The 24226-nt window shown below is 60.0% G+C and carries 20 protein-coding genes and 1 pseudogene; 17 read left to right on the top strand and 4 right to left on the bottom strand.

Features of this window, described 5'->3' with window-relative positions:
* Positions 1-259 precede the first annotated feature (259 nt).
* The 13 genes and pseudogenes from EX20_RS21515 (at position 260) to EX20_RS21465 (ending at position 16012) form a co-directional block, all read left to right on the top strand.
* The gene (locus EX20_RS21515; protein ID WP_006400229.1) at positions 260-1216 is read left to right on the top strand and encodes an alpha/beta hydrolase; all 957 of its coding nucleotides are present in this window, start codon (positions 260-262) and stop codon (positions 1214-1216) included.
* A 40-nt stretch (positions 1217-1256) separates the two neighbouring features.
* Positions 1257-2027 carry an SDR family NAD(P)-dependent oxidoreductase gene (locus tag EX20_RS21510; RefSeq protein WP_006400228.1) on the top strand — a complete coding sequence of 257 codons (771 nt, stop codon included), beginning with the start codon at positions 1257-1259 and terminating at the stop codon, positions 2025-2027.
* Positions 2028-2066: 39 nt separating this feature from the next.
* Positions 2067-3557 (top strand): aldehyde dehydrogenase family protein, encoded by a 1491-nt coding sequence (locus EX20_RS21505; RefSeq protein ID WP_006400227.1) that lies wholly within the window; start codon positions 2067-2069, stop codon positions 3555-3557.
* Positions 3558-3769: 212 nt separating this feature from the next.
* Positions 3770-5515: an FAD-dependent oxidoreductase gene (locus EX20_RS21500; protein WP_034194699.1), complete on the top strand. Its 1746-nt coding sequence runs from the start codon at positions 3770-3772 to the stop codon at positions 5513-5515.
* A gap of 216 nt (positions 5516-5731) precedes the next feature.
* On the top strand, positions 5732-7126 hold the full coding sequence (locus EX20_RS21495; protein WP_034194690.1) for an MFS transporter: 1395 nt from the start codon (positions 5732-5734) through the stop codon (positions 7124-7126).
* Positions 7127-7515: 389 nt separating this feature from the next.
* On the top strand, positions 7516-8577 hold the full coding sequence (locus EX20_RS21490; protein ID WP_072465575.1) for a porin: 1062 nt from the start codon (positions 7516-7518) through the stop codon (positions 8575-8577).
* A gap of 91 nt (positions 8578-8668) precedes the next feature.
* Positions 8669-8946, top strand: a pseudogene (locus tag EX20_RS32970) (FAD-binding protein); the annotation flags it as partial.
* Between the two features lie 27 nt (positions 8947-8973).
* Positions 8974-9711 carry an alpha/beta hydrolase gene (locus EX20_RS31100; protein ID WP_072465576.1) on the top strand — a complete coding sequence of 246 codons (738 nt, stop codon included), beginning with the start codon at positions 8974-8976 and terminating at the stop codon, positions 9709-9711.
* Between the two features lie 207 nt (positions 9712-9918).
* On the top strand, positions 9919-10245 hold the full coding sequence (locus tag EX20_RS21485; RefSeq protein ID WP_034194688.1) for a hypothetical protein: 327 nt from the start codon (positions 9919-9921) through the stop codon (positions 10243-10245).
* A 113-nt stretch (positions 10246-10358) separates the two neighbouring features.
* Positions 10359-11108: an electron transfer flavoprotein subunit beta/FixA family protein gene (locus EX20_RS21480; RefSeq protein ID WP_006400219.1), complete on the top strand. Its 750-nt coding sequence runs from the start codon at positions 10359-10361 to the stop codon at positions 11106-11108.
* Between the two features lie 15 nt (positions 11109-11123).
* Positions 11124-12065 carry an electron transfer flavoprotein subunit alpha/FixB family protein gene (locus tag EX20_RS21475; RefSeq protein WP_034194687.1) on the top strand — a complete coding sequence of 314 codons (942 nt, stop codon included), beginning with the start codon at positions 11124-11126 and terminating at the stop codon, positions 12063-12065.
* A gap of 361 nt (positions 12066-12426) precedes the next feature.
* Positions 12427-13839, top strand: a complete 1413-nt coding sequence (locus tag EX20_RS21470; protein ID WP_231572275.1) for an MmgE/PrpD family protein — start codon at positions 12427-12429, stop codon at positions 13837-13839.
* Positions 13840-14434: 595 nt separating this feature from the next.
* A complete protein-coding gene (locus EX20_RS21465) occupies positions 14435-16012 on the top strand; it encodes a methyl-accepting chemotaxis protein (RefSeq protein ID WP_034194685.1) in 1578 nt (525 codons plus the stop codon).
* 437 nt (positions 16013-16449) lie between these two features.
* On the opposite strand, the gene EX20_RS21460 is transcribed toward EX20_RS21465, so the two are convergent.
* On the bottom strand, positions 16450-17343 hold the full coding sequence (locus tag EX20_RS21460; protein ID WP_006400215.1) for a helix-turn-helix domain-containing protein: 894 nt from the start codon (positions 17341-17343) through the stop codon (positions 16450-16452).
* Positions 17344-17508: 165 nt separating this feature from the next.
* Here EX20_RS21460 and pobA point away from each other — a divergent pair, with 165 nt between their 5' ends.
* Positions 17509-18705, top strand: a complete 1197-nt coding sequence (pobA, locus tag EX20_RS21455; RefSeq protein ID WP_034194684.1) for a 4-hydroxybenzoate 3-monooxygenase — start codon at positions 17509-17511, stop codon at positions 18703-18705.
* A 230-nt stretch (positions 18706-18935) separates the two neighbouring features.
* Positions 18936-19892, top strand: coding sequence for an HTH-type transcriptional regulator ArgP (locus tag EX20_RS21450; protein ID WP_034194683.1), 957 nt, complete (start codon positions 18936-18938; stop codon positions 19890-19892).
* Here the strand turns inward: EX20_RS21450 and EX20_RS21445 are convergent.
* Positions 19889-21136: an SLC5/6 family protein gene (locus EX20_RS21445; protein WP_034194682.1), complete on the bottom strand. Its 1248-nt coding sequence runs from the start codon at positions 21134-21136 to the stop codon at positions 19889-19891. The two genes, EX20_RS21450 and EX20_RS21445, sit on opposite strands and share 4 nt — an antisense overlap.
* Positions 21117-22082 (bottom strand): fatty acid desaturase family protein, encoded by a 966-nt coding sequence (locus EX20_RS21440; protein WP_034194681.1) that lies wholly within the window; start codon positions 22080-22082, stop codon positions 21117-21119. The genes EX20_RS21445 and EX20_RS21440 overlap by 20 nt, the downstream gene beginning before the upstream one ends.
* Before the next feature lie 218 nt (positions 22083-22300).
* Here EX20_RS21440 and EX20_RS21435 point away from each other — a divergent pair, with 218 nt between their 5' ends.
* Positions 22301-22729, top strand: coding sequence for an ACT domain-containing protein (locus tag EX20_RS21435; RefSeq protein ID WP_034194680.1), 429 nt, complete (start codon positions 22301-22303; stop codon positions 22727-22729).
* A gap of 13 nt (positions 22730-22742) precedes the next feature.
* Here EX20_RS21435 and EX20_RS32110 read toward each other — a convergent pair whose 3' ends face one another.
* Complete coding sequence (locus EX20_RS32110; protein WP_131929123.1) at positions 22743-22955, bottom strand: hypothetical protein; 213 nt, start codon at positions 22953-22955, stop codon at positions 22743-22745.
* 156 nt (positions 22956-23111) lie between these two features.
* On the opposite strand from EX20_RS32110, the gene EX20_RS21430 reads away from it, so the two are divergent.
* On the top strand, positions 23112-24086 hold the full coding sequence (locus tag EX20_RS21430) for an IS5 family transposase (protein WP_034194679.1): 975 nt from the start codon (positions 23112-23114) through the stop codon (positions 24084-24086).
* Positions 24087-24226 lie beyond the last annotated feature (140 nt).

The following is a 24226-nucleotide window of genomic DNA, read 5'->3' as shown; positions in this document are numbered from 1 at the left end:
TTCTCGTTTCAGGACTTGCACGCAGCCGGTCGGACCGATACGCCGGCTGCGATATGCGTCTCTTGCGTGCTGCGGGTCACTGAGCCAGTGGGAGCGTCTACGCCCGTGTTTTGGGACATGGGCGCGAACGCAGGCGTGCGGGGAGCCGCCCGACGGGTTGATGTTCGGCGGGGTAAACACGGGTTTCTGCAGCGTTTCATTTAAGTAAATATACTTAGTAAGTAGACTTACTTAACCACTGATATGCAAGGTCAATAGCATGACGTCTCAAGCACAACCCAGGAAGCTGGACGAGGGCTACAGGGCGCTGATAGAAGCGGCTAAGGCTGCGGGAATGCCTCAGATTGGTAGTGTCACGGCTGCGGAGATGCGCAGCTACCACGAATCGATGCTTGCGAAGTTGCCGCCGGGGCCGGCGGTGGAGAGCGTCGAGGATTGCATGATTCCAGTGCCTGAAGGAGGGGTTGCTGCACGGATTTATCGCCCGGCGGGTCTTCCCAGGGCGCTGATCGTGTACTTCCACGGAGGTGGCTGGACAATTGGTTCGCTCGACGGCTGGGATGCTGCGCTGCGCAGGCTGGCATTGGCGAGCCAATGCGCAGTCGTCTCGGTCGATTATCGGCTTGCTCCGGAGCATCGCTTTCCCGCCGCAGTCGATGACGCGGTGGCCGCGACGCACTGGGCGCTTGCCGGGGTTGAGTCAATCGCGCACGCTGCTGTTCCCGTGGTGGTGGCAGGCGACAGCGCCGGGGGAAACCTCAGCGCCGTCGTTGCCCGCATTCTATGCGAGGAAGGCACACATGGACTGGCCGCACAGATCCTGATCTATCCGAGTACCGATGGAAACATCGACTCGGACTACATGCGACAGTTCGAATCGCCGTTTCTGACGCGCGACGAGATTGCCTGGTTCTTTGATCAATATGTTCCAGACCGCGATCAGCGCGCGGATCCGCGTTTCGCACCGCTGCATGGGCCGCGTGTAGATGGTTTGCCGCCGGCGCTTGTGTTGACGGCTGAATGCGATCTGCTTTGCGACGAAGGAGAGGCGTATGCGGCGCGACTTCAATCGGAAGGCGTGACCGTGCGGGTGCGCCGGTTTGAAGGCGGCATTCATGGATTCTTCACCATGGACCGGGGGCTGCTGCCGCATTCCGGTCAGGCGATGGAAGACATTGCAAATTTCCTGAAGGACGTGCTTGTCCACAGGGGATGAAATTAATCCGGTTTTTTCGAAAAAATAAAGGAGACGATTCATGAGACTCAAGGACAAACGCGTTGTCATCACTGCCGCAGCGTCGGGCATGGGCCGCGCCGGCTGCGAACTTTTCGCCCGGGAGGGCGCTACGGTGGTGGCGGTCGACATCGATGCCGAGCGTGTCCGTGACGTTGCGGCTGGCATTACGGCAAGCGGTGGCAAATGTACGGCACTGGTTGCGAACCTGCTGGACGCGAACGCATGCCGCGGTTTCATTGATGAGGCTGTGGAGCGCCTGGGTGGCCTGGATGTACTGTGGAATCACGCTGGCATGCCCGGTCTTCGTGATGTGGAGAACCTGGATCTTGAGGAGTATGCGAAGTCCATGGACCTGAACGTGCGCAGTGCCCTGCTAGCAACAGGTGCTGCGATTCCTCATCTGCGTCGTGCCGGTGGCGGCTCGGTAGTATTCACCGCTTCGGTGGCGGGCCTGGTCGGCGCGTCCGTCAGTCCGGTGTATTCCGCCGCGAAGTTCGCGGTCGTGGGGATGGCGAAGTCCTTTGCGCTGCGCTACGCACCGGAAAAGATCCGCTTCAATGTCGTGTGCCCCGGTCAGGTTGAGACACCCATGCTGGCAAAATTTTACGACCCCAATGCAAGTGCCGAGGAGGCCGCTGCAGCTCAGGCTCGCACCCTTGCGGCGATTCCTCTGGGTCGCGTAGCCCAGCCGGCAGAGATTGCACAGGCGGCCCTGTGGCTCGCATCCGACGACGCGTCGTATGTTACCGGGGCTGCGTTGCCCGTTGACGGCGGCTATACGGCACGCTGATTCCGCACATCTCCGCACATATCAGAGAGGATCCAAAGCATGGGAAGTTTAAACGAACCCGCTGGCTTGCCAGCGTTCCTCGACGGAAAACCCAAGCTTCTGCTGATCGACGGTCAGCAGGTGCCTGCGCAGTCGGGCCGCACCTTTGAGACGATCAACCCGAGCACGGGTAAGGTGCTTGCCGAAGTGGCCGAGGCGGCTGAAGCCGACATCGACCTGGCCGTAGCCGCGGCTCGCCGCGCCTTCGAAGGGGCCTGGAGCAGATTCAAGCCGTTTGACCGCCAGGCCGTCCTCCTGCGTCTGGCGGATCTCGTCGATGCCCATTTCGATGAGCTCTCCATGCTTGACACGCTCGATATGGGCGGCCCCATCGCGGGTACGGCGGGCAAGCGCCGTCGTGCTGTGGCACTGCTGCGCTATTACGCCGGCCTCGCGACATCCACACACGGCAAGACCATCGAGAACTCGCAACCGGGAGAGATCTTCTCCTACACGGTGAAGGAAGCGGTGGGCGTAGTCGCCGCCATCAACCCCTGGAATGGGCCGCTCGGACTGGCTATCTGGAAAATCGCGCCGGCGCTGGCGGCGGGGTGCACGGTAGTGCTCAAGCCTGCCGAGCAGGCGCCGCTGTCGCCGCTGCGGCTGGCCGAACTTTGTCTGGAGGCGGGCATCCCCCCGGGTGTCGTCAACGTGGTGCCGGGCTTTGGCCCAGCTGGCGCGGCGCTGGCAGCGCACCCGGGCGTCGACAAGGTCGCGTTTACGGGTTCTACCGAAGTCGGGCAGCACATCATCCGGGCTTCGGCTGGCAACGTGAAGCGTGTGTCGGTGGAGCTCGGCGGCAAGTCGCCCAACATCGTTTTCGCGGACGCTGATCTGGATGCTGCGGTGCCGGGTGCAGCAATGGCGGTCTTCGCGAACTCGGGGCAGATCTGCAGTGCCGGTACGCGGCTGTTCGTCGAAGAGCGGATTTATGAGGAGTTCGTCGAGCGGGTCTCTGATTTTGCCCGCAAGCTGCGCGTCGGCGATCCTCTGGACCCCGCGACACAGCTCGGGCCGCTCGTGTCGGCCGCGCAGCTCGAACGTGTGACAGGTTATCTGGAAAAGGGCGTCGCTCAGGGAGCACGCGCGGCGGCTGGGGGTGCGCGTATCCGCGAAGGAGCGCTGGCCGAAGGTTACTTCGTGGAACCTACGGTCTTTGCCGATGTGCAGGACACGATGGCCATCGCAAGGGAGGAGATCTTTGGTCCGGTGATTTCGGCGCTGCCGTTCAGCGATGTCGACGAGGTGATCCGCCGTGCCAACGCAACCGAGTTCGGGCTCGGAAGCGGTCTGTGGACGCGCGACGTCAACAATGTCCAGCGTATCTCCAAAGGTTTGCGCGCAGGCTCTGTCTGGGTGAACTGCTATCAGGCGATGGACCCGGCGGTACCGTTTGGCGGCTACAAGATGAGTGGCTACGGGCGCGAATCCGGCGAGGAGCACATGGACGAATTCCTGCAGACCAAGGCGGTCTGGATCAAGACAGCGTAAATGACAGGTGCCGGCGGGGGCCGGTGTCTGACTCGAAATGACGCGGTGGGCGGCGCCCTGGCGCACTACAAAGATACCGTCGGTTGTTATGTGGGAATGCAGTGGCGGGGTGCACAGGCAGTGACCGTCGCTGTATGGCACGACAGCAACAATTTTTGCCTCGGGTATCCACGATCTGCTCGTGTGCTCTCTTCAAGAAAAGGATGCAAGTCATGACTACCGCAACGCGCTCTGCTGATCTCACGTGCGATCTACTCGTGATCGGATCGGGTGCAGGTGGCCTCTCCGCGGCCATCACTGCGCGCAAGCAGGGGCTCAATGTGATCGTGATCGAGAAGGAAGCTTTCTTTGGCGGCACGACAGCCTATTCGGGCGGCGTTCTGTGGATTCCCGGCAATCGTCATGCTACGGCAAACGGCGTTGCCGATACGCGTGAAGCCGCCCGTCGGTACCTGCGCAACGAGGCGGGCGCCTTCTTCGACGACGCTGCCGTCGAGGCGTTTCTGGAAACCGGTCCCGAGATGCTCGATTTCTTTGAACGTGAAACCGAGGTCAGGTTTCTGCCGACCTTGTATCCGGACTACCACCCCGATGTGGCGGGCGGTGTCGACATCGGCCGCTCGGTCGTAGCTGCTCCCTATGACGCGCGCAAGCTTGGCGCCGATATCGCGCGGCTGAGGCCGCCGCTGAAGACGATTACGTTCATCGGCATGATGTTCAATTCGTCCAACGCCGATCTCAAGCACTTCTTCAACGCGACCAGATCGCTGACTTCCGCGATCTATGTGGCTAAGCGTCTCGCGACTCACCTGAAGGATCTCGCGCTCTACCGTCGCGGAGTGCAGATCACGAGTGGAAATGCACTCGCGGCACGTCTTGCGAAGTCCGCCCTCGATCTGGGCATTCCGATCCTGACGGAAACAGCAGCGCGTGAGTTGACCCTCAAGGGAGGACGCGTATGCGGCGCTGTTGTGCAGGGCAAGGACGGCGTCTTTAACATTAGCGCACAGCACGCCGTCGTGCTCGCATGCGGTGGTTTTTCTCACGACCTCGCGCGTATCGGCAACGCCTACCCCCATGTACGTCGAGGCGGCGAACACGTATCGCCGGTACCCACGGGTAACACGGGTGACGGTGCAAGGATGGCCGAACAGGTCGGTGCACATGTGGAGATCCGCTATCCACAAGCGGCTGCATGGATGCCTGTGTCGCGCGTTCCGCTGGGCAATGGAACGTTTGGCGTGTTTCCTCACCTTGTTGACCGGTACAAGCCGGGAATAATCGGCGTCACGCGCAACGGTCGCCGCTTCACAAACGAGTCCAATTCGTACCACGACGTGGGCGTCGCAATGATTGCGGCTTGCGAAGGCGAGCGTGAAACCGCTATGTGGCTGATCTGCAACCATCGAACGATCCGCAAATACGGGCTTGGCTTTGCAAAACCTGCGCCTGTGCCGCTCGGTCCCCTGGTACGCAACGGCTACCTGGTAAAGGGCCGCACGCTTCAGGAACTCGCTGAGCGCGCGGGTATCGATCCGCTGGGGCTGGAGGAGACGGTACATCGCTACGATGAACATGCCGTACGCGGTATCGATATCGAATTCCAACGCGGCTCCACGTCGTTCAACCGGTACCTGGGGGACCCCGGTCATCAGCCGAACCCGTGCGTCGCGCCTGTGGGTCCCGGACCCTATTACGCATTGAAGATCGTCATGGGAGATCTTGGAACGTTCGACGGCATTGCCACTAACGTGGTCGGCCAGGTGTTGAAAGACAGCGAGCCGATTCCGGGGTTGTTTGCGGTCGGGAACGACCGGGCAAGCGTGATGGGCGGAAACTATCCGGGCGCAGGGATTACGCTCGGACCGATCATGACCTTCGGTTTTATCACTGGACGACACATCGCGGAACAGACCAGATCCACGCAGGCAAGACCGAGTCTGAAGGTGGCGTCGTAAGAGAAAGTGGGGAGGGTGGCGGTCGGCTACCCTCTCCATCGCCGTGCGCGTGGCATCGGTATCTCCAGAAGCAGGAGTCGTCGAATTTATATTAAGTACTACATTACAATATCACGGAGGCATTTCGGAAATGGAACGGTCAAATCGAAGCAGGATGTTGGACGTCGCACTCACACGTAGAGCCGGAAATTCTCCGGTTGCGAGAGGAGGCGCGCAATGAAACAGGCCACCACCGACTCGCGCACGGTCAATGTCCAGGACCTCATTGACAGTCAACGCTTCTCAGGCTTTCACTGGACCATCCTTGTGCTGTGTTTCCTGGTCGTCGCGCTGGATGGGTTCGACACGGGGGCGATGGGTTTCATTGCACCATCGCTGGTGCAGGACTGGAAAATTTCGCGAGATACGTTGGGCCCGGTGCTGAGCGCAGCTCTGGTTGGACTTGGCGTTGGTGCGCTTATGGCAGGTCCGATTGCCGACCGGATCGGCCGTAAGGCGGTGCTTATCGGTTCGGTGTTTTTCTTCGGCGTATGGAGTGTTGCAGCAGCGCGCGCGACTTCGATGGAGGCGCTCACGGTCTTCCGGTTGCTGACGGGCCTTGGGCTGGGCGCAGCCGTACCCAATGCCGTCACCTTGATGTCGGAGTATGCGCCGCGCCGTATCAGGGGTTTCGTTGTCAACGCGATGTTCATGGGCTTTGCTGCTGGTCTGGCGATGGGGGGAGTTGTCGCAGCGCTGCTGATCCCGCGATTCGGGTGGCCGAGCGTGTTGTTGGCGGGGGGCATTGCTCCTCTTCTGCTGACGGTTGCACTCATCCTGTTGTTGCCCGAATCCGTGAAGCTCCTGATTGTCCGGCATCGGTCCTCAGTCAAGGTGGAGCAGCTTCTACGGCGACTCGCTCCGGGCACGCCGCTGGACGGATGCGTCTTCGTCTCCGAAGAACCGGCCGGTGCGGGTGCGGATAAGCGAGGTCCGGTTTCTCAGCTCCTGTCGCAGCGTTACAGGCTCGGAACTTTCATGCTGTGGTTGAGCTACTTCATGTGTCTGGCCGTGTTCTATCTGCTGACAAACTGGCTGCCCACGCTTTTTAAGGCCTCTGGCTTCACGCTTCGCGCATCGGTCGTTACGACTTCGTTGTTTCACGTAGGCGGGTGCCTCGGTATTCTTGTGGCCGGCTGGATGATGGACCGCTTCAAGGCTGTCAGCGTGGTGGCGTTGTTCTATGTCCTCACGGCGGCACTCGTTATCGTAGTGGGTCTGAACCTCGGGCATCCCGAGTGGCTTGGGGTGCTGATCTTCGTCGCGGGTGTGGCGATGTCCGGTGCAGCTGCCTCGATGGCGCCGATCGCGGCGGAATTCTATCCGACCACCAGTCGCGCGACGGGGGTTGCCTGGCTGCTCGCGGTCGGAAGGCTGGGCGCCGTCGGTGGAGCATTCGGTGGGGCTGTCCTGATGGGGCTGGGGTGGCATTTCGGAGCAATTTTTGGTCTGCTTGCCGTACCGTTGGTGATTGCTGCGCTTGCACTGATCGTCATGGCCAGAGAGCCGGCATATGTCGAACACGACGTCGCGGATGACGGGATGGCCGTAGCGTCGCGATCGCATTCGTGAAGGGGCGCCTGGACCTGCCGGCCTGGACTGACGATCCGGCTGCTGGTGCAGGCTTCGGGCAGGCCACATCGTTTTTCGATGCTGCTGGACCACGTTCTACCTCAGCCAAGGCGGAGATGCTGGAGCTGGTGCGTTCAGGTATCGCGGGGTCGTGAAGAACGGGGAAGGATCTGGTTCTCTGGCATTTATCATGCGAGATATTTAGGTATACAAAATAACGTTTATCCATGCAGCTTGGAGGGGCTGGTCATGGGGTGGGGTGCAGGGCCGCAGGAGGAAGTCATTTTTGTGCAGTTCGCGACAAGCCGGTACCGAAGGAACCGGAACACGGGTTTGCGGGCCGGCCTGAAGAGCGTGCTGACGTAAAACTATCAGGTTTGGAGACAGCAATGATTCGGAAAGAGGCAGCTTGCAAAGGAGCGGTGTGCAGCGTGTTATGCCTGACGGGTGCGATGGCACAGGCGCAGTCGAGCGTCACGCTTTACGGCACCGTCGACTCGGGTCTGTTGTGGCAGTCGCGCACGCCGAACGGCGGTGGCGGTACTGTTTCGGCCCTTGACGGTGGCTGGTCGCCATCGTTCTGGGGGATGATGGGTACGGAGGACCTGGGGGCCGGCTACAAGGTGCATTTCAAGCTCGAGGGGGGCATGTCGATGACCAACGGAAGCATCGGCAACTCGAATGGCGGGCTGTTCGGGCGGAATGCGTACGTCGGCATGAGCGGTCCGTTCGGGCAGCTCAATGCGGGTCTGCAGTATTCACCGTTCTTTCTTTCGGTGTATTCGTCTGACCCGCGCGGCCTGCCGCTTTTTTCCAGTGCGCTGATTCCGTATCTCGACAACTTCGTGATCACCGGACTCTTTGACAGTAACGCGCTGGTGTATACGTCGCCGACCATTGCGGGACTGAGCGGTTCGGTCGAGTATGCGTTTGGCAACGTCGCAGGGAGCTTCGCTGCGGGACGGCACATCAGCGCGGCCCTGAACTACAACAACGGTCCGGTCAGCGCGACCGCGTCGTATTTCGAGGCCAAGGATGCAACGAGCGGCCTGACGACGTTCCGGGGTGAGAACATTGGCGCGGGGTACCGGCTCGGTCCGGTGACGATGAAGCTGGCGTTCACGAAGTACCGGAATCCGTCGTCGGACGCGGGACTGGCGAACGTGAATGTCTATACGGCCGGTGCGGAGTGGGACGTGAACAGCGTGGTGATCCTGAACGCTGCCGTGTATGCATCGCGTGACAGGAACGTGACGGCCAACAAGTCAATGCTTTATGCGGCGGGGGCGCAATACCTGCTCTCGAAACGCACGACGCTGTACGCCCAGGTTGGTGTTGTCGACAACAAGGGGGCGATGGACACGACGCTGGCGGCCAATGCGGCCGCTTCGCTGAGTCCGCCGCAGGGCACGACGGTGGGTGTGAACGTCGGTATCCGGCACGAGTTCTAGGATGCGTTCGCCGGGGCGGAAGAACGATATCGCTCCGGTACATCGCGAATCCCGAGAGGAGACGGAAATAAGCAGGATGATCGCAGGGAGTATGGCCGACAAACTCGGTGCGGTCGTCGATGCAGGCTTCGTGCCGAACGACTACCGGGGCGACCAGGCCGGCAAGATCTTCGAACCGCTGCTGTACATGGCGGTGGGCATCTCGGAGTCGATCCAGCATCTGGCCGGATGAAGGACTCGCAACTCATCGTCGCGATCAACAGCGACCCGGAAGCCGCGATTTTTAGCGTCGCCGATTGTAGCCCTGTCGGCGACCTCTTTGACGTTGTTCCTGAGTGGGCCTCACTGCGTGCCAAATCGGAAGCCTGACTACAGGTAGCATGTGGAGAACGATTTATGGATAGTTTTTCCGGGACAGAAAGAAAACCAACGTTCGTGCTCGTGCATGGGGCATGGCATGGTGGATGGTGCTACGGGCGTACAGCGCTCTACCTTCGCGAACTCGGGTATCACGTCCATACACCAACCTTGTCTGGACTTGGAGAGCGCTCGCATCTTGTGTCGCGCGGCATCGGCTTGCAGACTCATATCGACGATGTCGTGAATCTCCTCGAATGGGAGAATCTGCATGACGTTGTGCTGTGCGGCCATTCATACGGTGGAATGGTGATTTCAGGTGTGGCGGAAAGAGTGCGTCGAAGAATTAGAAGGCTTTCGTATATTGATGCGTTTGTACCGCAACCAGGTCAAGCGCTATTCGATACATTGTCAGTGGAACGCGTCGATGAGGTACGCGCCCTGACGTTGGAACGTGGCTTTGGCTGGCTCATTCCACCGGTTCCTGCGACCGTATTCAACGTCAACACGAATGATATCGGCTGGGTTGATGGTCTATGTGTTCCCCATCCACTACGTTGCTTTGAAGAGCGGGTTCATTACACAGACAGAGTGACGTCTTTGCCGCGTCAATATATCTTGGCGACGGATTTTCCTGGCAGTCATTTTCCGGATGTCGCCGAACGACTACGTGATGAACCAGGGTGGCGGGTAGACAACATCAAGACCGGACACGATGTCATGATTGATGATCCCATCGGGCTCGCCAAGCTGCTGATTGAGGGTTCTCGTGGATGATTATGATCGGCAGTTTCGAGGGCGTCGTCGGCAACAAGGAAGCGATGGACACGATGCCGGCCGCGAACGCCGTGGCTTGGCTCGGTCCGCCGTAGCGCACGACGTTCTGTGTCGATATCGGTATTCGGAACAAATTCCAGGATGCGTTCGCTGGAGCACAAAAAACAGGGTGCTCGGACGTACCACAAATCCCAAAGGAAGACGCGAATGAACATGCTGACCGCAAGAAGGATGGCGGCTGGGACACTGGCTGTTTTGCTGATGCTGGGAGTGGGTGAGGCCGTGATGGCGCAGGGTGTGGGCGACGCCAGCGGGGTCAGTGCGGCGAAGCCGGCTTCACCGACGCGGGCGCAGCGGCGCGCCGAGCGCAAGGCCGAACGCAAGGCGGCGCGGGCGAAGCGCACGGAGGAGATCAAAAAGCTCGAGGGAGCGGGTTACCGGCCGGGTCAGAACGACCCGAACTATCCGGTCAACGCGCAGGACGCAGCGAAGAAGGCCGGTGTCCAGGGCGCGCCGGGGCAGAACGCACCCTGAGGTTCAATGGAACGCAGTTGGTCGGGCGCTGGCTTTGGGCAGCGTTCGTCCCCGGCTGCGACGGATGGCGTTCCTTGTTTGAAGACGGTTGTCTGAATGTTATGGAGAGGCGAATGAAGGTGCTGGTGGCAATCAAACGGGCGGTCGACGCAAACGTGAAGGTGCAGGTGAGGTCGGATGGTACCGGCGTCGACATTTCGAACGTGAAAATGTCAATGAATCCGTTTGACGAGATTGCGGTGGAAGAAGCCGTTCGTCTGAAGGAAGCAGGCATCGCGACTGAGGTGATCGCGGTGTCCGCCGGTGTCGCGCAGGCGCAGGAAACGCTGCGTACGGCGCTGGCCATCGGCGCGGATCGCGCGATCCTGATCGAGTCGAACGAAGACCTGCAGCCGCTCGCCGTCGCGAAGCTGTTGAAGGCGCTGGTCGACAAGGAACAGCCTTCGCTGGTCATCCTCGGCAAGCAGGCCATCGACGACGATTCGAACCAGACCGGGCAGATGCTCGCGGCGCTGGCTGGCTTGCCGCAGGCCACGTTTGCTTCGAAGGTTGTCGTCGCTGACGGCAAGGCCACCGTGTCGCGTGAAGTCGATGGCGGTGCGGAAACGCTGTCGCTGAAGCTGCCCGCTGTGGTCACGACGGACCTGCGTCTGAACGAACCGCGCTACGTTACGCTGCCGAACATCATGAAGGCGAAGAAGAAGCCGCTGGAGACCGTCAAGCCGGAAGAGCTCGGCGTGGACGTCACGCCGCACCTGAAGACACTGAAGGTCGTCGAGCCGCCGAAGCGCAGCGCCGGTGTGAAGGTGCCGGACGTGAAGACGCTGGTCGGGAAGCTGAAGACCGAAGCCAAGGTGCTGTAAAGGGGGCGCAAGGAAATGACGATTCTGGTAATTGCCGAACACGACAACGCGTCCGTGAAGGCCGCAACGCTGAACACCGTGGCTGCCGCACAGAAGATCGGTGGCGACGTGCATGTGCTGATCGCGGGCTACAACGCCCAGGGTGCAGCGGACGCAGCCGCGAAGATCGCAGGCGTTTCGAAGGTTCTGCTGGCCGACGCGCCGCAACTCGAAGCGGGTCTCGCTGAAAACGTCGAAGCGACGGTCATCGCGCTTGTGCAAGATGCGGCGAAAAACTACACGCACATCCTCGCCTCGACGACGGCCGCGGGCAAAAACGTCGCGCCCCGCATCGCAGCAAAACTCGATGTCGCGCAGATCAGCGACATCACCGCAGTCGATTCGCCCGACACGTTTGAGCGCCCGATCTACGCGGGCAACGCGATTGCGACGGTTCAGTCGCAAGACCCGATCAAGGTCATCACGGTGCGTGCGACGGGTTTCGATCCGGTGGCGGCCGTTGGCGGCAGCGCAGCGGTCGAGAAGATCGACGCGGCGGCGGACGCCGGCAAGTCACAGTTCGTGAGCCGTGAAGTGACGAAGCTGGACCGCCCGGAACTGACGAGCGCATCGATCATCGTCTCGGGTGGCCGGGGCCTAGGCAGCGGCGAAAACTACACGAAGGTCCTTGAGCCGCTCGCCGACAAGCTCAACGCTGCACTGGGCGCCTCGCGTGCAGCAGTGGACGCAGGCTATGTCCCGAACGACTATCAGGTCGGCCAGACGGGCAAGATCGTCGCGCCGCAGCTGTACATCGCGGTCGGCATCTCGGGTGCGATCCAGCACTTGGCCGGCATGAAGGATTCGAAGGTGATCGTCGCGATCAACAAGGACGAAGAAGCGCCGATCTTCAGCGTCGCCGATTATGGCCTCGTGGGCGACCTCTTTGAATGCGTCCCGGAGTGGGTTACGTCGTAGTTCGAGCATAAATTGTGGTCGCCACAAATCCAGCTGCAACACCCGAAAGAGGCGCTACGGACAGTTGTATCAGGTGAGGCGTTGACAAGTGTCCCGCACGATGGGGATGCTGTGCGCTTACAGCCTGTAGCCTTCGCAAACCTGTGATGCCTCATATATGCCGACTTTTCCGGCTTATGTGTCGAGTGGCACAAAAGGCAAGCGTCGGACATGCGCTGTACTACCGGTGAGCGGGAGGCCATGCTCTCGATGAGGTACTGGACGCGCACGGCCTTTGGGGGGAGGCGCAGGTCTTTAGCGTGACCTGCGGACGCTCGCCGACTCGCTCAATCGCTTCAAGACGAATGTAAGGGGAATGACAATGAAATCGCTTAAGCCGACTACGCCTGAGCAGGACCCTGCCGGAAAGCTGGCGAAGATGGTCATTCACACCACCTATGATGACATTCCCCCTGCGGTGATCGAATTGGCGAAGAAGGCGATCTTCGATACCCTTTCCGTCATAATCGCAGGATCCAGTTGGGAAGTTAGTCCGCAGATCGTCGAGCAGGTTACCGAGTGGGGCGGGGCGGCGCAAAGCACGATTCTGGTGTACGGAAATAAGGTGCCGGCGACATTGGCAGCATTCGCCAACGGCGTCATGGCGCGGGCCATCGACATGGGAGACGTTCACGAAACCGGTGGGCATGTTACGGAATGGAACGTGCCGGCCATGTTCGCTGCCCTCGGACTTTCTGACAAGCCGATCACGGGCAAGGACTTTCTCGCGGCGTACATTACGGCGAGTGAAATGAGCGTGCGCGTAAACGCGGCAATGAATGGCTGTTCCCATGCTTCCGTGGGGATCCCGGGCGAGTATAACGGTCCTCTATGTGCCACGGCATCAGTGTCCAGATTACTTGGCCTGAGCGTCGAAAAAACCTGGAATGCCCTGGGAATTGCCTACTCGGTGCATGGCATGTCGGAGATGCAGAAATATGCAGAAGGCACGCAAATGGTGCGGGTCCAGCACTCCTTCGCTGGCGAGACCGCGATTAAGGCCACGTTGCTATCCCGCCGCGGAGTGACAGGCCCCAAGGGAATTTTTATGGGCGTCCCCGGGGGTGTCTACCGGCATCTTGAATGGGACGATTTTGACGTCAATGTCCTGACTGACGATCTCGGGACACGTTGGCACTATGCCGAAGGGCTTTCCATGAAGCCGTATTCGGCATGCAAATATACTCATTCATTTATTGCGAGCACGATCGAACTGATGGTCCAGAATAGACTTGACCATAGAGATATCAGCAGTATTTGCTGCGTCGGCAGCGAAGGTGCAAGGATGACCATCGAGCCAGTCGATGCGAAATGGACCCCGAAGACCGCAGGCGAGGCCTTGTTCAGCGCACCTTATACCATCGCCACTGCAGCGATCACCGGAGACGTATTTCTCGGGGACTTTTCAGAGAGAGAAATTCTCAGAGCGGACAAGCAGGAGCTTATGCAAAAGATCAGGGTGACGTCCGGTCCCGCGATCACGGATCAGTTCGAGGGGTTCCCTGTAGAGATCTGCCTGCGGGACGGGAGAGTCTTCCGGCACACCACCCCGTATGTCAAAGGACACACGAAAAATCCGATGACCTGGGACGATCTGGCCCGGAAGTTCTGGAAATGCGTACCGTATGCTGCTGTTGCGCTACCGGAAGCCAAGTTGAGAAAAATCGTCGAATTATGCGCGGGTCTCGACGAGGTTCAAGATGTCAGCGACCTGGTTGATGCTCTCACCCCGTGACATGATTTCCTCTGCTCAACTGTTTCAGGGGTAGATTGCGGATGAAATCGTTGAAGTGGGCACGACGAGTCGATTCGATCAATGCCCATTCGACATGTTTTGCTGTAGGGACCGCCGGTGATTCCCATGTGATTGATGAGGTCATCTCGGATGTTTCCAGAGCGGAATTCGATACCCGCACGGTGGCGATTTATTTAGCGATGGGGAGGTTTGCAGAGCGAGTTCTATAAAGTATGGTTTGGCGATGATAAGAGCCGTCGAACTTGCCCATGTAAGCCTGCATTTTTAATATGTCGAGGTCATGAGACGATACGTCAACGTGCGATGTACGGACAGCGGCACCGGGCCCGACGCTGCGCAGACTGTTGCATCACGAACGAGTCTCGCGTGCCGCCGTTGCACTGCGACCGGCGAGCGAACCTGGAGCACATTGCGCCTGAGGTGGCGTGGGCTGTGCGAGGCAATCGGGGGATCCACGGAGAGCGTCGACACTATAAATTGGCGGCCGCGTGCCGTTATCTTGAAGTAGATATCGCGTGCCGGTACCGCAGCCAGATGGCCATCGCGTTAGTCCATTTCCAGAGTGATTCCAGACATGATCAGGTTTCGTCCACTCAGCAGTCAGGTCCGCCGTCTGTATAAGACGCTGGAAGGCCGCTACCCGGCCGGCTTCTCTCTCGATGCGTCGCGGCTGGTGACAGTCGCCGGGAGGCAAACGCCGGCTTTGCTGAGCGGGTCGGCTCAGGTGAACCTGGATCACTCGATTCTCGATCAGTGGGGACGGGACACGGGCGGGATTTCGTCGATCTTCGTGCTCGCGGGCGACGATTTCGTCCGCGTCGCGACCAATGTGGTGGATGCGCAGGGCGTACGCGCGGTCGGTGTCGTGATGGACCGCTCGCATCCGGCGTACAGGTCCACCCGGGACGGCGAGGGTTATTACGGCTATACGGTACTGTCCGGAAAGAAGTTCATTGTGGATTACCAGCCGATTACCGATGCGCGTCGCAACGTAATCGGCATTTTCTCCGTCGGCGTAGACATCAGCAATCTCAGGACGCTCTCGCTCGCGGGGAAATTGGGCCTGCTGGCGACAGGCGGAACCGCCGTGCTGCTCGCCGGATTCGATGGTCTTCGGCAACTGGCCGGCTTCGCGGCTCAGCCATTCTCTTTCGCGAATGAATGGCCGAACCTGGTCGTTGCCGTACTGGTAGGACTGCTCGTCTATGCGTCGATCAGGCGTCAGGCCTCCGGTGCACTGCTCGAAGCCGTCGCGGCTGCGCGGCGGCTTGCGGCAGGCGATCTGTCGGCCCAGATGCCAGTGAAGCGGGGCGACGAGATCGGCGCGATCCTTGACGCCCTGAACGGCGTCAACGTCGGCATGGCCGGACTGATCGGCAACGTCCGGCGCACGACGGACAGTCTTGGCATGGCGGCACGCGAAATTGCCGCGGGGAACGCGGATCTCTCTTCCCGCACGGAAGCGCAGGCCGGTTCGCTTGAGCAGACAGCCGCTGCAATGGAGCAATTGACCGCAACGGTGCACAACAACGCTGGCAATGCCCAGCAGTCGCACGAGTTTGCGGGTTCGACGTCCGATCTCGCGAACGCCGGCTCCCAGCTGATGGCCGAGGCCGAAGAGACCATGACGAAGATCCGGACCACCTCGCGCAAGGTATCGGAGATCATTGGCGTTATCGAGGGGATCTCATTTCAGACCAACATCCTCGCGCTCAATGCCGCCGTCGAGGCGGCGCGTGCCGGGGCGGAAGGCCGTGGCTTCTCGGTCGTCGCTGCCGAGGTCAGGACGCTCGCGCAGCGCAGCGCGGACGCCGCCCGCGAAATCAAGGCGCTGATTCTGGAGTCGGTCGGCCAGGTGGACCTGGGCGGGCAACTGATCGACCAGGTCGGCAAGAACATGGCGCAGATCGTGAACTCGGTGCAAGGCGTGACGGGACTGATGGCGGAGATCAGCCGGGCGAGCGCGGAGCAGAGCACCGGTATCGAGGAAGTGAATCGCGCCGTTGGACACATGGATGAAATGACGCAGCAAAATGCGGCGCTTGTGGAGCAGGCCGCCGCGGCATCGACCAGCATGCAGCATCAAACGGAGGAACTCGAAAAGGCGATGCGTGTGTTTCGGCTGGCGACAGATCCTGTCGCCAGCGTCTGACCGACCGGGCAGCGCGGCTCCGGGGGGGCACCCGCAAAATGGCGCACAGGTCTAACGCCGACGGTTGAGCCAGCTGTCCCGTTCCGGGGAGGCCGGCCCAAAGATCTGCACGCTTCGTCAGGGGTGTGCGTGCACGGGTAGCCGCTGGTTTGCAAAAGCCATTCATGGTTTCCGCTAGCGCCTTTTCGAAGGAGTGCCCGCAGAAGGCTCGGAACCAGCTTTGGCAAGCCGTTTGACATAGCGACCGACTTCCTGCACGTCGTGCGATTTGCAGCTCGCGTTGTATTTGCGGTGAAATGTCGGGACCACAAACGCAGTTATTACGGCCGTCGTAACTCGCGTCTGGCTGGCCTCGTGGTTTCCATGTCCACGTATTTCACGCGTTGCGCAGTGCCTTACGCACCATCCATAGATCAAGGTGTGCCTCAAGACGAACTTCATTTCAGCTGTCTGCCGGCGCGCTCTATCTCACTGCGGAATTCGCGCGGCGACGCACCGGTCAGACGTTTGAAGAATCGCGAGAAATAAGCGGCTTCGGAAAAGCCGAGCACGTCGGCGATCTGCGCGATCGTCAGCGACGTGTAGACGAGATTGCGTTTCGCCTCGAGCAGCAGCCGCTGGTGTACGGTTTCGAGCGCGCTGTGACGGGTCAGCCGACGGCAGATCCCGTTCAGATATACGGCCGTGATGCCGAGCCGGCTCGCGTAGCGGTTGACCGGCCATTGTTCGCGGTAGTGTTGCTCGACGAGCCGGTTGAATGCGGCGAGATAACCCTCGGCCCGCCCGGGACGTGCGGCAGCGGCATGCTGCTCGATCTGTTGCCGGCCGATCCACACCGCGAGCGCGCCGGCCAGCGACCGTAGCAGAAAGTCGCGGTTCGGTGCCTGCGACGCATATTCGCCGTTGAGTGTCGTACACAGTAGATCGACATAGGGCTTGTCCGCACCAACCGGATAGCAGCCGACGTTGAGCAGCGCTGGACGCACGCCCGTGAGATTGTCGTTGAGCCACTCGAGTAGCGGTGCCGCAAGCGTGATCACATAGCCGGCGATGTTCCTGCTGAATGTAAAGCCGTGCACGCACATTGGCGGAATGACGAGAATCGACGGCCTGTCGATGCGCGTGTGGTGGCCCTCGACGTCGAGCATTGCGCGCCCGCCCTGCACATACAGCAGTTGGCCGAGATCTGCATGCCGGTGCTGGCGGATTTCCCATCCATGCAACCGGCTTCGTTCGGGGATCGACTCGCAATGCAGTAGATCGGGTGTATGCCATGCATAGTTTTCGCCGTACAGCTTGAAAACTGGAACACCCTGTTTGGGATGGAGCATCGAAAAATACAGACAGTAAGTCTACTTTTAAAAAGTCCAAGTTTAATGCAGATAATTACCTTCTGCTGGTCGCGTGAATGAAGAAAAATGCAAGTACACGAATCGTTTCGCCAGCCCAGCTTTGGGACGGGGACGAAAGAACGGAAACTTGCGAGGAGTAGACGAATGAATGCAGTAAACAGGACTTGCGTCGCGATAATTGGGGCCGGTCCGTCCGGTCTGTTGCTTGGCCAGTTGTTGCATAAGGCCGGCATCGACAACGTGATTCTGGAGCGGCAGACCCCCGACTATGTGCTCGGCCGCATTCGCGCTGGCGTGCTGGAGCAGGGAATGGTCGACCTGATGCGCGAGGCGGGCGTGAGCGAGCGGATGGACCGCGAAGGGCTCGTCCATGAGGGTATCGAGCTCGTGTTTGACGGGCGGCGGGAGCGGGTCGACCTGAAGCGGTTGACGGGAGGCAGCACGGTACTCGTTTATGGTCAGACCGAAGTCACGCGCGATCTGATGGAGGCGCGCGCGGCGAGTGGTGCGACCAGTATTTATGGCGCGGCGAACGTGAAGTTGAATGACGTGCAGGGTGAGGCGCCGTACGTGACGTTCGAGCAGGACGGCGAGACTGTGACCCTCGAATGCGATTACATCGCTGGCTGCGACGGCTTTCACGGCGTGTCCCGGCAGACGATTCCCGCGGAGGTGCTCAGGACTTACGAACGCGTCTATCCGTTCGGCTGGCTTGGTCTGCTGTCCGATACGCCACCCGTCAACCACGAACTGATCTACGCGCATCACGAGCGCGGTTTCGTGCTGTGCAGTCAGCGTTCGGAGACGCGCAGCCGCTATTACCTGCAGGTGCCGCTCACGGAGAAGGTTGAAGACTGGTCCGACGAGCGTTTCTGGGCCGAACTGAAGGCGCGTCTGCCGCATGAGGTCGCGGGGCGCGTGAAGACCGGGCCATCGCTCGAAAAGAGCATTGCGCCGCTGCGTAGCTTCGTCGTCGAGCCAATGCAGTACGGCAAGCTGTTCCTGGTCGGGGACGCTGCACACATCGTGCCGCCGACCGGTGCGAAGGGGCTGAATCTGGCAGCGAGCGACGTTAGCACGTTGTACCGGATTCTGGTCAGGGTGTATCGCGAAGGCCGCACTGATCTGCTCGACCGGTACTCGTCGGTCGCGCTTCGCCGCGTATGGAAGGCAGAGCGCTTCTCGTGGTTCATGACGTCGCTACTGCACGAATTCCCCGACGCCGATCCGTTCAGCAGGCGGATGCAGCAGACCGAATGCGATTACTTCACGAGTTCGGAGGCAGCGCTGAAGACGATCGCGGAGAACTACGTTGGGTTGCCGTGCGAGCCGATCGAATAGCGGTTGATTCAGGGCGTTTGAATAGGGCCGTGGTTGGCTAGCGAAATGAGAACGCTGGCTCGGCATAATGCAAAGCCCGCCGCGAGATCAAGGAGTCGACGGAGAAATCGGTAGCAAGGAATCTTTCGAGTCCTCTGCCCCGCGTTGTATTTTGCTGCCGCTTCCGGTGATGCCGGGAATTTGACGCTTGGGCGTGACACTGGAGGCCTGCTGCCGCTGAATCGACCGTTATGGTTAACATCGATCGGGAGGGCGCCTTGCTAGACCGTCAACAACTGGAGACATTTGCCACGGTTGTGCAGCACAAGCACTTCCGCCGGGCCGCTGCTGCGTTAAATATTTCACCTGGGGCGGTTTCGCAGCGGATCAAGGCGCTGGAAGAATCCGTCGGAGCGATGCTACTCATGCGGGAACCGACAATTGTTCCCACACAGGCCGGAGACGCAATCCTGCGATATATCATGGCAGTGCGCCTGCTTGAGTATGACGCACTCCAGCGCATCAAGCCCGATAGGTTTCCACCTATGGATTTCGCCATTGCGGTGAATGCGGATTCACTTGCTACCTGGTTCGAGCCGGTTGCATGGCAACTGGCGAGGCAGCACGTGTCGCTGGAGATTATCGTTGACGACCAGGACCATACGCTGACGTCTCTTGCGCGTGGTGACGTGAAGGGTTGTATTTCCACGCAGCGTCAGCCTCTGCCCGGATTCGTCGCGGAGTTCGTCGGCGGGATGCGTTACCGGTGCGTGGCGCCCCCCGAATTTGCCGGACGCCATTTTGCGAACGGCTTTATGCTCGCAGACGCACTGAAAGTCACCGCCATCCTATTTAACCGCAAGGACGCCCTCCACGACAGCTTTCTCAAATCATTCTTCGGGGTGGCGGTTGGCAAATACGTGAAGCACTACTTCCCGTCCCCCGGTGCACTGTTGAACGGGATACTGAACGGGCTGGGCTATGGACTTGTCCCTGCGATGCAGGCAGACCCCTTGATCGCTTCAGGTCAACTGGTTGATCTCGCCCCCGAACAAAGTCTCGTGGTGGATCTGTACTGGCATCACTGGGAATCTGAACCCCCGCCGGCGGCAAAAATCAGCCAGCTCGTGATGGCGCACGCCCGACACTGTCTTGTGCAGGGCTACTGTTCCGATGAGAGCGTATCTGGGCATGCCAAGTGCGGCTAACCGGTCGCGCGGCGCGTACTCACCGCCGATCGCCAGATGCCGGCAACGCTCGAGGCGACGAGTCCAGCCGGCAGGGCACACCAGGACGGCGTGTCGCCGATTCCAGCCCAGTTCATTACAGATGCGCCGAGCGAAAATGCAGCACCCGATGAAAGCATCCACGCCATGCATCGGGTGCTGACTGGCCGACCTGACTGATACAGGAGAAATGCCAGTCCGATAGCCGAGACATACACGATATTCAGCGAGACGATGGTTGATATGATGGTTTGACCATCGATAGCGATCACACTGCCGGCCACGACAATCAGACACCGGCATGCGAGCCGATGTCGAGCGGCTCCGGACAGGGTAGCCGCAAGTGCACCGGCCATTGCGCGCGTAATGGCTGCACCCGCGCCGAGCGCTGCCGCGAGGAGAAAGCCGAGCGACACGAGTGCTGCGGTGCGGCCAATGCCATTGGCTGTGTGCAGCAACAACAGGGGGATGACTTCCGCAGCGTCCGGAATGCCGGTCAGCTGGCCGGATCGGTGTGCGGCAACCACGGCAGCCGCTGGGAGGAATCCCGTCAGAAGAAGAAAGAGCCCTGCGATCAGGCAGCCGGCGACGGCGTCGACAGGGCGGCGCGCGGCGATGATGAACTGCTGGTAGTCCGCGCCGGTGATGACCAGGAAGCCAACTGCAACGGTGGTAACCAGCAGATCCGCGTGTGGCAGGCTGTGTGCATCCCGGATAAATTCCGGGGCGGCGTGGAGGTACAGGGATATTCCTCCTGCCTGTACAACGATGTGAAATAGAACAATATTGCTCGCGAGAAGACAGCAGGCGAAGAAACCCGCGGCAACGCCGAGATCAATTGACGAGGCGGCCAGCAATGCCCCCGCCATCAGGACGGGGGCACATGCCCTCGGAACCCCGGCGATCATCAGGATGACGAAGCCGCCATGAATCTGTGCAGCCAGAACGCCAGCCATCCAGGTCAGGGAGAGCAGGGCGACGCCCTTCCTGATGACGTCGCCGTATGCGCGGCCGAAGACTTCCCAGATGAGTTCAGCAGCAGCCCATAACCGACGGGCGCATGCGGCGAGCACGACCATGCCGAGAGCGGTCACTACGGCGTAGAGGCTACCCGCCATGCCCCAGCGCATCGCCATTTCGCCAGAGCCGAACAGAAATGCAATGCCATAGCTGGCGGACACCAGCAGCGCACCGACCTGGAGCGCGTCAAGCCTGTGAGATGTCACTATGATCTCCAGGTGTGAAGCTCCCCCAATCTCTTACCACGGATACGGGACCGTGGAAGTAGGCATGACACACCCGCGCTTTTGAGGCGAAGACGGGGATGCATTCCAGCATGTGATGCACTCTTGCGAGGCGATGGTATGGGATCGACGGCATTAGATGATGCGTCAGGTGATACCCATTGTTGCGCGGATGGATGATCCATCGCCAGATCCCGCGCGTAGAGATGTCGCGTGTAAAGCTGAAGATACCATCAGGAAGCAACCCAAAATGGTCGCACATCTCGCGGAATGTCGTGATGGCGTGGAAAGCCGTGATTCTGGCGACCATCCACACCAGGACATATGCTAGCGCAGCCTCAAAGCCGGTGCACGTCCAGACTGTCGCCAGCACGCAAGTCCACCAGCCGAGGATGCCTAGTTTCTGGAGGCGGGTCGTGCGGGACACGTGAAGGTGCCCGAGCATGGAGCCGAGCAGAGCCTGGCGGGTTAGCAGAACCTTACCGTAGGACATCCACCATGAGTGAGTGGGCCCTGAGACATTCGGGATATGGTCGGGGTCGGCGGAGGGGTTTCCGAGCCACGCGTGGTGCCGCGCGTGTAACTCGCGGTAGACCGCGAGGCTATTCAGTAGCGGCGGCGCAAGAAGCAGGCAGGCGATCGTATCGTTTACGCGGTGAGTCCGGGCCAGATTGCGGTGGCCGGCGTCGTGCAGCAGATTTCCGAGGGCGCGTTGCCGGTTGCCGATCCATGCGATTACCGCGGGACTTAACCACCACCCGATCCGGTGCAACGCGAAGAGGGCTACCCCGATGCTGAGCCAGTCGAATGTGATATCGAGCAACGGATGGAGCACGTCGGGCGCGGCGAGGTCGGCAAGATCCACTCCGTGTTCGCGAAGCGCGACACGAATCACGTTCTGATCGGCGGTAACGGTGCTGGTACTCATGGCGTGCCTCGCAATCCTGGGGACCTGTCCACTGTGTACGCCGGGCTGTGTGTTTCCGGGAATGGGATTCCGTATTGTGCCGACGGTCAACTCATCTTAGGAAACCGGGCTTACGTTGATCCAGCAAGCAGAAAAATTGCATGCCGTTTAATTTTTCTGACCATTGCCGCACGTTGATTTTTTATGCATAACCTGACGTGAGAGCAGCGGAGGATTCGATGACTGGAGAGCGCGACCTGACGAAGCTCTGTGAGGCGATTCGGCCTGTCATGCAGGCCGCGATCTACGTCTACTGCTGTTTCCATGACTTTGTGCTGCTGAGCGGGTTAGAGCAGGACGAGGTGTTTTTCACGTTTCGCGAAAGCGAAGGATTGACGGTCGTCCTCCAGAATCAGACGGCTGAACGGCTGGCATTACCTTTTTTATCTGAATCGAGACTGGTCACACTGGACGTTCCTCCGAGCCTAGAAGCCGTCGGTTTCATCGCGACGATCGCAACAGTCCTGGCTGATGCGAAGATTCCGTGTAACGCTGTCGCGGCCTACTATCACGACCACCTGTTGATCCCAGTCTCTCGTACGGATGAAGCCATCACGCTACTGGAAAGGATGCGCGATGCTGCGTGCGTAAAGTTGCTGGTTTGCTGAGCCTTGAAATCGTCTATTTGTCATTCATACATTTAGTTATGCTGATTTTAAGTTCAACATGAAGGCACGGGTACAAATCTGGCGGCAGGAAAAGTTGCAGGCAGACGTTTTTGCAAGGATTTGATGCGCCTTTGACGATTGCCGGCCCCTGGCACGCGTGCGCGTCCAGTTCGATTTCCTTCCCGAGTTGTTCAAGTTCCTCGCGCACTTCTTCCAGGCGACTCATGGTGTTTCTCCCACAAGCTGTTTGACGTCGCAACAAATGCGACTGCAACGTTCGGCACATACTCACTGGTCTGAAGATTAGGGCAAAGCTGATCAAGTCCACCGCAGAACTGCTCCGAGCGTTATAGATCGGGGTGGATAAGGAAGGCAGAACAGGATGAAGCAGCAGACGTTGGCGATGGCAGCTGATGAAGGTGCGGGTTTCGAGACACACCGCAAGCGAACACGGCGCGATGAGTTTCTCGATACGATGAATGCAATTCTGCCGTGGACTGAGTTGTGCGCGGTGGTCGAGCCGCATTACCCGAAGCGCGGCAATGGCCGCCCGCCGATTGGTCTGGAGCGCATGCTGCGAATCCATTTCATCCAGCACTGGTTCAACCTGGCCGATTTCGCGTGTGAAGAGGCGCTTTACGATAGTGCCAGCCTGCGTCGCTTTGCGAGAATTGATCTGGGCTGCGAGGCGGCACCAGATGCCACCACGCTGCTCAAATTTCGTCGTCTTCTCGAAACCCACAAACTGGGCGAGAAGCTGTTTGCCGAAGTCGGCCGGGTGCTGCAGGCGAGCGGCATGAAACTCAAGAGCGGCACGATCGTGGACGCCACGATCATCGGTGCGCCGAGTTCGACGAAGAATGAGCAGAAGTCGCGCGACCCCGAGATGCATCAGACGCGCAAAGGCAAGCAATGGTACTTTGGCGCGAAGCTGCATATCGGCGTGGACAGCCAGAGCGGCCTGGCGCACAGCGCAGTGCTCACGCCGGCCAACGTGCATGACAAGCATCCGCTGCCACAATTGCTGCACGGACAGGAGCGGCGGGTCTACGGTGACAGCGCATACGCCAGCCAGAAAGCGCTGATCCACAGCAAAGCGCCGAAGGCGCGCGACTTCACGAATCAGCGCACCCGTCGCGCGGGTGAAGTCGATGAGGTGCAGCGCGGCAAGAACCGCCACAAGTCGAGGATCCGTGCACGCGTGGAGCATGTGTTCGCGGTGGTCAAACGACTGTGGGGCTTCACGAAGGTGCGCTACCGCGGGTTGGCGAAGAATGCGAACCGGGCCTTCGTCGCTTTGGCGCTCGCCAACGTGTACCTGTCGCGCACGCGATTGATGGCGCAGTTGCGCCCGTAATGGGCGAAAGGCGGGCAAAACGCCCGCGTGCAATGCCCGCAAGGGCCAAAAGCAAAGGAGTGACGGTCGGCTTCACGACCTGAACACCTCCACATCGCCAACACGCCGCCAATTCAGCTGCTTGTTCAGCGTAGCCTTAG

It is taken from the genome of Burkholderia sp. WP42 (genome assembly GCF_000745665.1).
GTDB classification, from domain to species: Bacteria; Pseudomonadota; Gammaproteobacteria; order Burkholderiales; family Burkholderiaceae; genus Burkholderia; species Burkholderia vietnamiensis.
This window is presented reverse-complemented; position numbering and strand designations above follow the sequence as displayed.

Bases quoted from the DNA above. Each gene is read 5' to 3' on its own strand.
- EX20_RS21490 (WP_072465575.1), top strand. From the start codon at position 7,516: ATGATTCGGAAAGAGGCAGCTTGCAAAGGAGCGGTGTGCAGCGTGTTA.
- EX20_RS21510 (WP_006400228.1), top strand. From the start codon at position 1,257: ATGAGACTCAAGGACAAACGCGTTGTCATCACTGCCGCAGCGTCGGGC.
- EX20_RS21495 (WP_034194690.1), top strand. From the start codon at position 5,732: ATGAAACAGGCCACCACCGACTCGCGCACGGTCAATGTCCAGGACCTC.
- EX20_RS21485 (WP_034194688.1), top strand. From the start codon at position 9,919: ATGAACATGCTGACCGCAAGAAGGATGGCGGCTGGGACACTGGCTGTT.
- EX20_RS32110 (WP_131929123.1), bottom strand. From the start codon at position 22,955: ATGAGTCGCCTGGAAGAAGTGCGCGAGGAACTTGAACAACTCGGGAAG.
- EX20_RS21450 (WP_034194683.1), top strand. From the start codon at position 18,936: ATGGTTAACATCGATCGGGAGGGCGCCTTGCTAGACCGTCAACAACTG.
- EX20_RS31100 (WP_072465576.1), top strand. From the start codon at position 8,974: ATGGATAGTTTTTCCGGGACAGAAAGAAAACCAACGTTCGTGCTCGTG.
- EX20_RS21440 (WP_034194681.1), bottom strand. From the start codon at position 22,082: ATGAGTACCAGCACCGTTACCGCCGATCAGAACGTGATTCGTGTCGCG.
- EX20_RS21465 (WP_034194685.1), top strand. From the start codon at position 14,435: ATGATCAGGTTTCGTCCACTCAGCAGTCAGGTCCGCCGTCTGTATAAG.
- EX20_RS21500 (WP_034194699.1), top strand. From the start codon at position 3,770: ATGACTACCGCAACGCGCTCTGCTGATCTCACGTGCGATCTACTCGTG.
- EX20_RS21430 (WP_034194679.1), top strand. From the start codon at position 23,112: ATGAAGCAGCAGACGTTGGCGATGGCAGCTGATGAAGGTGCGGGTTTC.
- EX20_RS21505 (WP_006400227.1), top strand. From the start codon at position 2,067: ATGGGAAGTTTAAACGAACCCGCTGGCTTGCCAGCGTTCCTCGACGGA.
- pobA (WP_034194684.1), top strand. From the start codon at position 17,509: ATGAATGCAGTAAACAGGACTTGCGTCGCGATAATTGGGGCCGGTCCG.
- EX20_RS21475 (WP_034194687.1), top strand. From the start codon at position 11,124: ATGACGATTCTGGTAATTGCCGAACACGACAACGCGTCCGTGAAGGCC.
- EX20_RS21460 (WP_006400215.1), bottom strand. From the start codon at position 17,343: ATGCTCCATCCCAAACAGGGTGTTCCAGTTTTCAAGCTGTACGGCGAA.
- EX20_RS21435 (WP_034194680.1), top strand. From the start codon at position 22,301: ATGACTGGAGAGCGCGACCTGACGAAGCTCTGTGAGGCGATTCGGCCT.
- EX20_RS21470 (WP_231572275.1), top strand. From the start codon at position 12,427: ATGAAATCGCTTAAGCCGACTACGCCTGAGCAGGACCCTGCCGGAAAG.
- EX20_RS21515 (WP_006400229.1), top strand. From the start codon at position 260: ATGACGTCTCAAGCACAACCCAGGAAGCTGGACGAGGGCTACAGGGCG.
- EX20_RS21480 (WP_006400219.1), top strand. From the start codon at position 10,359: ATGAAGGTGCTGGTGGCAATCAAACGGGCGGTCGACGCAAACGTGAAG.